Genomic DNA, 8716 nt, shown 5'->3' with positions numbered 1-8716 from the left:
GCTCGCCGCCTACCGCTACGAGACGTTCGACGAGCGCGACGAGGCGCGCTGGATGCGGGAGTACTGCCGTGACATGGAGGAGAACGGCATGTGGGCGGTGCCCGACCAGTCGAAGCCCGGCCTCGCGATCGCCGAGACGCTGCCCGCGACGACGTTCGCGCCTCGAGTGGTGTCCGCCGAGCGCTTCGACGACGGCGCCGACACGGTCGCGGTGCTGCGACTCGCGCTGCCCGCTGCGGCGAGCGAGTCATGGGGCGGGCCCCGCGACATCCGGCTCGCCTACCGGTTCCCGTCCGCGCCCGGACCGATCACCGTCACGCTCGACCTCCGCGGCAAGGACGCCTCGCGGCTTCCCGAGGCGAGCTGGCTCGGCTTCCGCCCCATCACCGGGCCGGGCGACTGGCGACTCACGAAGATCGAGACGCCGGTCGACCCGCAGTCGGTCGTCCGCAACGGCAACCGCAGCCTGCATGCGGTCGCCGAGGTCACGCACACGGCGACGCGGGACTTCTCGCTGCGGCCGCTCGACGCCGCCCTCGTCGCGATCGGCCGGCCCGCGCTGTACCGGTTCGACAACGCGGTGCCCGATCCGGGCGACGGCCTGCACGTGAACCTGCACAACAACATGTGGGGCACGAACTTCACGATGTGGTTCGACGACGACCTGCGGTTCCGCTTCGAGCTCGACCTCGGCACGGGCGCCGACGCCGGTCGCGGCCGCGGTCTCGGTCTCGGCCTCGGCCTCGGAGCCACGCGATGAGCGCGTCGATCGTGACCAGTCCCCCGGTCGTCATGGCGCCTCGCTCCGACGGCTTCGAAGTGGTGTGGGGCGTGCGCGGGCTGAGCCGCGGCTGGATCGAGTGGGAGGCTGCCGACGGTTCGCGCGGCACCGTGACGAGCGACGCGTTCGGCATGGTGCCCCAAGATCATCGGGTGCTGCGCGTGCGGATGACCGGGCTGCCCGCGGGCACCGGCATCCGCGTCCGCGCGATCACCGAGTCGGTCGACCGGCGGCGCGTGCGCCACGAGAGCGAGTGGAAGACGGTGCGCACGCTCGACGCGGCATCCGACACCGCCCGCTTCGCCGTCTGGAACGACACCCACCAGCGCGACGACACGTTGCGCGCGCTGCACGAGGCCACCCCCGAGGTCGACGTGCTCGTGTGGAACGGCGACCTCTGCAACGACTGGAAGGACCCGTCGTGGTTCACCTCGACGGTGCTGAACCCGGCGGGCCTCGACGTGAGCGCCGGCCGCCCGCTCGCGATCGTCGTCGGCAACCACGACGTTCGCGGCGCCTGGGCCTACCAGCTCGAGGACTTCGTGGCGACGCCGGAGGGCCGGCCGTTCACCGCGTTCCGCATCGGCCCGGTCGCGTGCATCGTGCTGCACACCGGCGAGGACAAGCCCGACGCCCACCCGACCTTCGAGGGTCGGGTCGCGTTCGAGCCGCTCCGCGCCGAGCAGGCGGAATGGCTGCGCGAGGTCACGGCACGGCCCGAGTTCGCGGATGCGCCGTACCGCGTCGTGTTCTGCCACATCCCCCTGCGGTGGATCGACGAGACCGTCGTCGACTACGACGCCGACGGCTACGACTGGTTCAGCCGCATGAGCCGCGACGCCTGGCACGACGCGCTCGTCGAGTGGGGCGCGCAGATCGTGGTGTCGGGGCACACCCATTACCGGGCCTCGCTCCCCCCGACCGAGGAGTTCCCGTACGCGCAGCTCATCAGCGGCGGGCCTGACGCCGAGACGACCTCCGACGAGGCGGCCGCGTGGATCGACGGCGTCGCCTCCGCGGAGGAGCTCGTGCTCACGATGCGGGATCTCGGCGGCGAGGTCGTGCACGAGGTGCGGCTGGCGCCGCTCGCCTGACGCCCCGCACGCCTGACGACGGCACGAAGGAGGGGCCGGGTCGCGACTGCGACCCGGCCCCTCTGTCATCCGCCGATCAGCTCAGGGGCTTGCAGAGCAGCATGTCGGGCACGCCGCCGTGGTTCCAACGCCAGGTGAACGCGATGCCGGAGAGGTACTCGCCATCGGCGCACTGGCCCTTGTAGTTGCCGGGAGCCCAGTCGCTCTGGATCGATCCGCCGCCGGCCGGCCGGTTGTCGCCGTTGTCGAACCACACCTTGCGGCCCTGGCTCGACGGCAGTGCCGTCTCGCTCTGCGCGCAGAGGAGCTTGGACGTCGACCACTTGTTGATCACGCCGACCGTGACGCTGTAGCCGACCGCCATCTGCCCGGCCGGGCACTGCAGCTTGTTGTAGCCGCTCGCCCAGTCGGTCTGCACGGTGGACTCGTCCTTGACGATCGTGCGGGTCGTGGTCAGCGCGGGCTGCCGGTTGTCGGTGCAGAGCGCACGGTTGGTGCCCCGGGCCACGCCGACGAGGCGCTGCGAGTCGGGGCAGTTGCCCTTCCACTGGCCGGGATCCCAGTCGGGCTTCGTGTTCATGAGCGCCGATGCGTTGGTGTCGGGCGACGTGCTGCCGCTGCCGAGCATGTTCCAGCGCGCGACGGGAGCGACCGGGCCCGTCTTGCCGTTCGCGTTCACGAGCTTCTTCCACTGCGGGTAGCGCCAGTCGTCGGCGATGCTGAGCTTCGTGCCGTCGGCCTTGTACGCGAGGAGCGAGAACGTGTCGACGAAGGTGCCGTCATCCCTGGCGTGAGCCACGAGCGGCCAGGCCGCGAAGTCGCTGTCGTTCTCGATCAGGATGTCGGTGAAGTTCGCCCACCACGCCTTCTCCTTGTCGTTCGTCTGGCCGGCGCCGGTCGTGCCGAACTCGCTGAACCACACGGGCGCGGTGTAGTGCTGATTCGCCGTGTTGACGAAGAGCGCGCCCTCGGCGACCGAGGCCTCGAGCTCTGCCGCCGTCATGTCGCGGTAACGCGGGTCGGTCGTCTCGCCGAGGCCGGTCGCACCGGTGTGGTTCGGGCCGGTGAATCCGTAGATGTGCGCGGCGTAGACGAGCTTGTCGGGATACGGCAGCGTATTGGAGATGTTCGCGACCGGCTTCAGGTGCGGCCGCTCGTGGAACGTCAGGTCGGTCGGGATGCCTTGCCAGTTGATGCCCTCCATGATGACGAGCACCTCGGGGTTCGCCTTCTGGATGGCGATGCCGGCGAGCTGGTACGCCTTGTAGAGGTCGTGGTCGTCACCCCAGCCCCAGTTCGCGTCGTTCAGGATGTCGCGGCGCACCTCGTTGCGCAGGTCCATGCCGACCACACGCGCGTTGTCCTGGTATCGCGTCGTCAGCATCACCCAGTCGCTGATCCACTTCTCGGTGGTCTGGCTGCTGTTCCACCGCTCGTTGCCGTCGTCGGTGCCGCAGCACCAGTGAGAGGTGGTCGTGTGGTTGTTGAGGATCACCGCGAAGCCGTCGGCGGTGAGCGCGGCCACGACCGCGTCGAAGACCTGCAGCGGAGTCTTGCCCTTCAGTTGAGGGTTCGCCGCGACCGCGACATCCGGAACCGGCGCCGTCATGCCGAGCATCTCGTTCGAGAACGACAGACGGATGCTGTTGATGCCGACGCCGTGGAAGTCGCTCATGAGGGTCGCCATCGGCACCCGGTCGAGGCCCATGGGGATGTCGTAGCTCATTCCGCTGTTGTGGTTGGCGGGATCGTTCTTGTCGCCGCTGCCGCTCCAGTGGCCCTGCGCGCCGTCCCAGTTGGCGGACTCCAGCTTGAAGCGATCGCCGTCGGCGTCGACGATGTAGCGGCCGACGGTGCTGAGCGGCGCCGTCCACGACGCCGCGAGTTCGGGACCCGTGAGCACGGCGATGGGATCTTCGGGTGCTGCTGCGTACACGGGACTCGCGACCGATATCGCGAGGGCTGCGGTCGTGAGTCCGACCGCGACCCGTAGGGTACGACGATGCATTCTGCGAACCTCTCTGTTCTGCCGATCGCGGTGCCCTCGCCGTGTTGCGACGCCGCCGCTCCCGGCTGCTGACTGGGTCAGGTTATGGGCGGGATCATCACGATGTCAACGCAAACAGAGCAATTTCTGCTATCGCAAACATTTGGTCCGGCGCTGGCCTCGCGTTCGATGCCGGGTCGGGGTCGCTCGCCCGGACGACGGGCCGGTCCGATGTCACGTTGACGTGCCTTCCGTCGGCGAGGATGATCGACGCATGGGGACGAAAGCGGCACCACGACGGCCTCCGAGGCGACCGGAGTCGAGCCTTGCCGAGCGATGGACCACGGTCGACGGCATCAACCTGTTCTACCGGGAGTCCCCCGTGCCACCGGATGCCCCGGCGATGATGCACCTGCACGGCTTCGGCCTCTCCGGCCGGTACCTGCTGCCGACCGCCGAACGACTCGCCGACGAGTTCCACACCCTCGTGCCCGACCTGCCCGGCTTCGGCCGCAGCGGCAAGGCGGGCGACGCGCTCGACGTGCCCGACCTCGCGCACGCAGCCGCCCGCTTCCTCGACGATCGCGGCATCGAGAAGGTCACCCTCGTCGGCAACTCGATGGGTTGCCCCGTCATCCTGGAGTTCGCACACCACTACCCCGAGCGCATCGACCGCGCCGTGCTCGTCTCACCTGCAGGCGGCCTGTACAACCAGCCGCTTCGCCGTGCCGTCGGCCAACTGACGCGCGACGGGCGACGGGAGCCTCCCCGCATGATGAAGGTGGCCGTGCCCGACTATCTCCGATTCGGCGTGCCGAGCACGTTCAAGATGTTCCGGGCGCTCACGGAGTACCCGACACTCGATCGGCTCCTCGAGCTGCGCATCCCCACGCTCGTCGTGATCGGCGATCGGGATCCGCTCATGCCCACCCCCGCCCGCGTGCAGGAAGTCGCCGCCGCGACCGACAACCACGTGCTGCTCGTCAGGATCGAGGGCGCGGCGCACGCCATCAACTTCAGCCACTCGGGCGAACTCGCGCACCTCATCCGGCTGTTCATGGCCGACAAGCCGATCGTCGACGACCCGGCCTCCCCCGGCCATGCGCGCCTGGCCGAGATCCACCGCGGCACGCACCTGCCGCCGTCGCCGCAGCCGTAGACGACTCGGAATCGTCGTCGGCGCTGCCCGCGCCGTGCAGGGCCATCAGCCTTCGACGGGATCCAGCCGGAGCGTCGTCGCGACGACCTGCGGCCCGACGACGGTCCCGACGATCTTCGGCCCGTATCGGTCGTACTTCGCGTGGTACGCCGCATCGACGGCCGCATGCACGTCGGCCGCCGGCTCGGCGAAGACGACGTCGCGCTCGACGCCGCCGGCCCGGATGCGCCCCGTGCCGCTCGCCTGCGCCCTGCGGAACCACGGGTTGCCCGGCCCGTAAGCGGAACGCACGAACAGCTCGTCGCCCACGCGGGCGACCCAGATGGTCACGAACGGTCGCAACGATCCGTCGCTGCGGCGTGAGGCGAGGTGCAGCTCGTCGGCCGCGCCGACTCGGTCGAGGTCCTCGGCGGTCCAGGCGGTCATGGGTGTCCTTCCTCCAGAACGGATGTCGCGGCGTTCGTGTTCCATCCCGCACCGGACCCGGCATGTGCGGGAGTGACGGAGCTTCCGGGTACCGGCGGCGCCTCCCGATTCACGCCCCGCGGTCCCGCGTCCATTCGAGCAGTCGCTCGACGGGCCACGTCGTCACGATGCGCTCGGCGGGCACGCCGTTCGCCGTCGCGCGCACTGCGCCGAGCTCGAGGAACGTCAGGTGGCCCGGAGCGTGGGCGTCGCTGTCGATCGAGAACAGGCAGCCCGCCTCGAGCGCGATCGCGATGAGCTCGTCGGGCGGATCCTGCCGCTCGGGCCGTGAGTTGATCTCGACGGCGACCCCGTGCTCGGCGCACGCCTCGAACACCTCGTGCGCATCGAAGGTCGACTGGGGCCGAGTGCCGCGCGACCCCTCGACGAGCCGGCCGGTGCAGTGCCCGAGCACGTTCGTCTGCGGGTCGGCGATGGCGCGCAGCATCCGCTTCGTCATCTCGGGCGCCTCGGTGCGGAGCTTCGAGTGCACGCTCGCGACCACGACGTCGAGGCCGCCCAGCATCTCGGGGGTCTGGTCGAGCGCGCCGTCGAGCAGGATGTCGACCTCGATGCCGCGAAGCAGCCGGATGCCCCCGACCTCCGCCTGCACGTCGGCGATCGCCTGCTGCTGCGCGGTGAGCCGCTCGACGCTGAGGCCGTTGGCCACCCGGAGGCTCGGCGAGTGGTCGGTGACCGCGAGGTACTCGAGCCCGAGCTCCTCGGCGGCACGCGCCATCGTCTCGAGGCTCGTCGTGCCGTCGGACCAGTCGGTGTGGCTGTGCAGGTCGCCGCGGAGCTGCGCCCGAAGCCCCGTGTGCGCGCCCTCGGGTGAGAGCCCGGCCCGGGTGCGGAGGTCGGCGAGGTAGTCGGGCACCGCGCCATCCGTCGCCTGCGCGATGACCGCGAACGTGGTGTCGCCGATGCCCTTCGTCCGCTGCAGGCGGCCGTCGACGACACGAGCGGCGATCTCGTCGGGGTCGAGCGGCCTGATGACGTCGGCCGCCCGACGGAACGCCTTCGACTTGAACGCCGATGCACGATCGCGCTCGAGCAGGAACGCGATCTCCTCGAGCGCCGCCACCGGGTCCATCGCCCCATTCTGGCGCGTCGAGGGGCGGGCGGCCAGCACACGCACCGAGGCGCCGCCCGTGTCATGCGACGCGACGCCGCTTGACAAGGCCCCTTCGATGTCGGTATATCTATACCCCCTAGGGGTATTCACAAAAGGAGTTCTCATGCCTGCATCCACTCCGCCGACGAGACGTCGGTGGTTCGGCCTCGCACTCATCGCGGCGGCCCAGTTCGTCGTCATCATGGACACGTCGATCATCGGCGTCGCACTGCCCGACATCCAGGCCGAACTCGGGTTCACCCCCGAGTCCCTGTCATGGGTGTTCAATGCCTACGTCATCGCCTTCGGCGGCCTCCTGCTGCTGGGAGGCCGCCTCTCCGACGTGTTCGGAGCGCGCCGGGTGTTCATCGCGGGCTGGCTCACGCTGCTCATCGGCAGCGTGCTCGCCGGAGCCGCGAGCAACGTCGGCCTCGAGATCGCCGGCCGCGCCGTCCAGGGCGCGGGCGCCGCACTCATCGCCCCGGCCGCGCTCACGCTGCTGATGACGCTGTTCGGCGGCACCGCCGACCTGCCGCGGGCCTTCGCGGTGTACGGCGCCGCCGCACCGATCGGCGGCACGGCCGGCGTCTTCCTCGGCGGCGTGCTCACCGAGTACGCGAGCTGGCCCTGGGTGTTCTACGCGACCGTTCCGATCGCCCTGCTCGTCATCATCCTCACGCCGTTCGCACTCCCCCGCGTCTCGGGCGGACGCGGGCGGGTCGACCTCGCGGGCGCGCTCACCGCGACGGCAGGACTCGCCGCGATCGTCTACGGCGTCGTGCGCGCACCCGAGGTCGGCTGGGCCTCGGTCGAGACGATCGTCGCCCTGATCGCCGGCGCCGCGCTGCTCATCGCGTTCTTCGCGATCCAGGCCCGCAGCCGCACGCCGCTGCTGCGCCTCGGCATCTTCCGGGCCCCGCAGCTCGGCGCCGCGAACCTCGCGCAACTCCTGCTCGGCGCCGCCTGGGTGTCGATGTGGTTCTTCCTGAACCTCTACCTGCAGCAGGTGCTCGGGGCGGGCGCCTTCGCCTCGGGCGCCGCACTCCTGCCGATGACCGCGCTGATCGTGGTCGGCATGGTCGCGGTGGCGCCGCGACTGCAGGCGCGGTTCGGGGCGAAGCCGCTCATCGTCGGCGGGTTCGCCCTGCTCGCGGTCGGCCTCGGGTGGCTGGCCCTCGCCCGGCCCGACGGCAGCTACGCCGTCGACGTGCTGCCCGCCTCGCTCGTCGCCGCGCTCGGCATGGCGCTCGCGTTCGTGCCGTCGCTGGGCACGGCGATCGGCGCCGCACGCCCCGAGGAGACGGGCGTGGCCTCGGGCCTCGTGAACACGAGCTACCAGATCGGCTCGGCGATCGGCCTCGCCGTGCTGACGGCCGTCGGCGCGGCGGTGACCAGTGCGGTCGCCGGCGGGGCAGCCGGTGGCACCGCGGATGCCGCGGCGCTCACGGCCGGATTCTCATCGGCGTTCATCGGCGCCGCCGTCCTGGCGGTGGTCGGGCTCGTGGCATCCGCACTGCTCCTGCGTCCGACCCCCCGCTCGGTGGAGGCACCGGCCGAGGAGCTCGTGGAGGCCTGATCAGGCGGTGTGCTCGTGGGGGCCGGCAGCGGCTTCCACGAGCACGCGCCGGTCAGCCGCGCCCGTCAGCACGGCCCATCAGTACGAGGGGTACATCTCCATCGACGTGTTGAAGATGTTCACCATCATCACGACGAACCACGCGATCACGCCGATCGTGAGCACGACGGTGAGCGCGATCGCCGCGGCCATCGGCAGGTACCCACGACCGGCCTGGCGCCGCACCACGACCGAGCGGCCGATGACGTAGACGAGCGACCAGAGGAACGCCCACGCCCAGTGGAACCGGCGCTGATAGCCGAGCCTCCCGAGCGCGGCACTGTCGAGGGCGGCGAACCAGACCGACAGGCCGTAGACGATCCATCCGCCGAACGTTGCGGCGAGGTACCACGGGTCGGTGTAGGGGCCGAGCGCGGTGAGCATCGAGTTCGTCGACGGGTACATCGACTGCTCCATGTACCCCTCGAAGTCCCAGAGGAAGAGCGGCAGCACGGCGAGCACCGGCAGCGCCACGATCAGCCAGATCCAGAGCGTGTCGAC

General features: G+C 70.5%; 7 protein-coding genes and 1 pseudogene. 4 read left to right on the top strand and 4 right to left on the bottom strand.

What is annotated here, in order from left to right; all coding sequences use genetic code 11:
- Both VIP82_RS04820 and VIP82_RS04815 read left to right on the top strand, forming a co-directional pair.
- Positions 1-760, top strand: a 760-nt coding sequence (locus tag VIP82_RS04820) for a DUF5054 domain-containing protein (protein WP_331906200.1), incomplete at its 5' end; no start/stop codon positions are given.
- Positions 757-1875: a metallophosphoesterase family protein gene (locus VIP82_RS04815; protein WP_331906198.1), complete on the top strand. Its 1119-nt coding sequence runs from the start codon at positions 757-759 to the stop codon at positions 1873-1875. The genes VIP82_RS04820 and VIP82_RS04815, both read left to right, overlap by 4 nt.
- Positions 1876-1951: 76 nt before the next feature.
- Here VIP82_RS04815 and VIP82_RS04810 read toward each other — a convergent pair whose 3' ends face one another.
- Entirely contained in the window at positions 1952-3883 is a 1932-nt protein-coding gene (locus tag VIP82_RS04810) for a glycoside hydrolase family 5 protein (protein WP_331906196.1), read from the bottom strand.
- A gap of 253 nt (positions 3884-4136) precedes the next feature.
- Here VIP82_RS04810 and VIP82_RS04805 point away from each other — a divergent pair, with 253 nt between their 5' ends.
- Positions 4137-5021, top strand: coding sequence for an alpha/beta fold hydrolase (locus VIP82_RS04805; protein ID WP_331906194.1), 885 nt, complete (start codon positions 4137-4139; stop codon positions 5019-5021).
- Between the two features lie 45 nt (positions 5022-5066).
- Here the strand turns inward: VIP82_RS04805 and VIP82_RS04800 are convergent, their stop codons facing one another.
- Together VIP82_RS04800 and VIP82_RS04795 are read right to left on the bottom strand one after the other, a co-directional pair.
- On the bottom strand, positions 5067-5447 hold the full coding sequence (locus VIP82_RS04800) for a DUF2255 family protein (RefSeq protein WP_331906192.1): 381 nt from the start codon (positions 5445-5447) through the stop codon (positions 5067-5069).
- Positions 5448-5556: 109 nt separating this feature from the next.
- The gene (locus tag VIP82_RS04795) at positions 5557-6579 is read right to left on the bottom strand and encodes a PHP domain-containing protein (protein ID WP_331906190.1); all 1023 of its coding nucleotides are present in this window, start codon (positions 6577-6579) and stop codon (positions 5557-5559) included.
- 145 nt (positions 6580-6724) lie between these two features.
- Here VIP82_RS04795 and VIP82_RS04790 point away from each other — a divergent pair, with 145 nt between their 5' ends.
- On the top strand, positions 6725-8176 hold the full coding sequence (locus VIP82_RS04790; protein ID WP_331906188.1) for an MFS transporter: 1452 nt from the start codon (positions 6725-6727) through the stop codon (positions 8174-8176).
- 78 nt (positions 8177-8254) lie between these two features.
- On the opposite strand, the pseudogene VIP82_RS04785 reads toward VIP82_RS04790, so the two are convergent.
- Positions 8255-8716, bottom strand: a pseudogene (locus tag VIP82_RS04785) (hypothetical protein); the annotation flags it as partial.

This window comes from Microbacterium sp., from assembly GCF_036566905.1.
Taxonomy (GTDB): Bacteria; Actinomycetota; Actinomycetes; order Actinomycetales; family Microbacteriaceae; genus Microbacterium.
The sequence above is the reverse complement of the archived record's forward strand: the minus strand, read 5'-3'. Positions and strand labels throughout refer to the sequence as shown.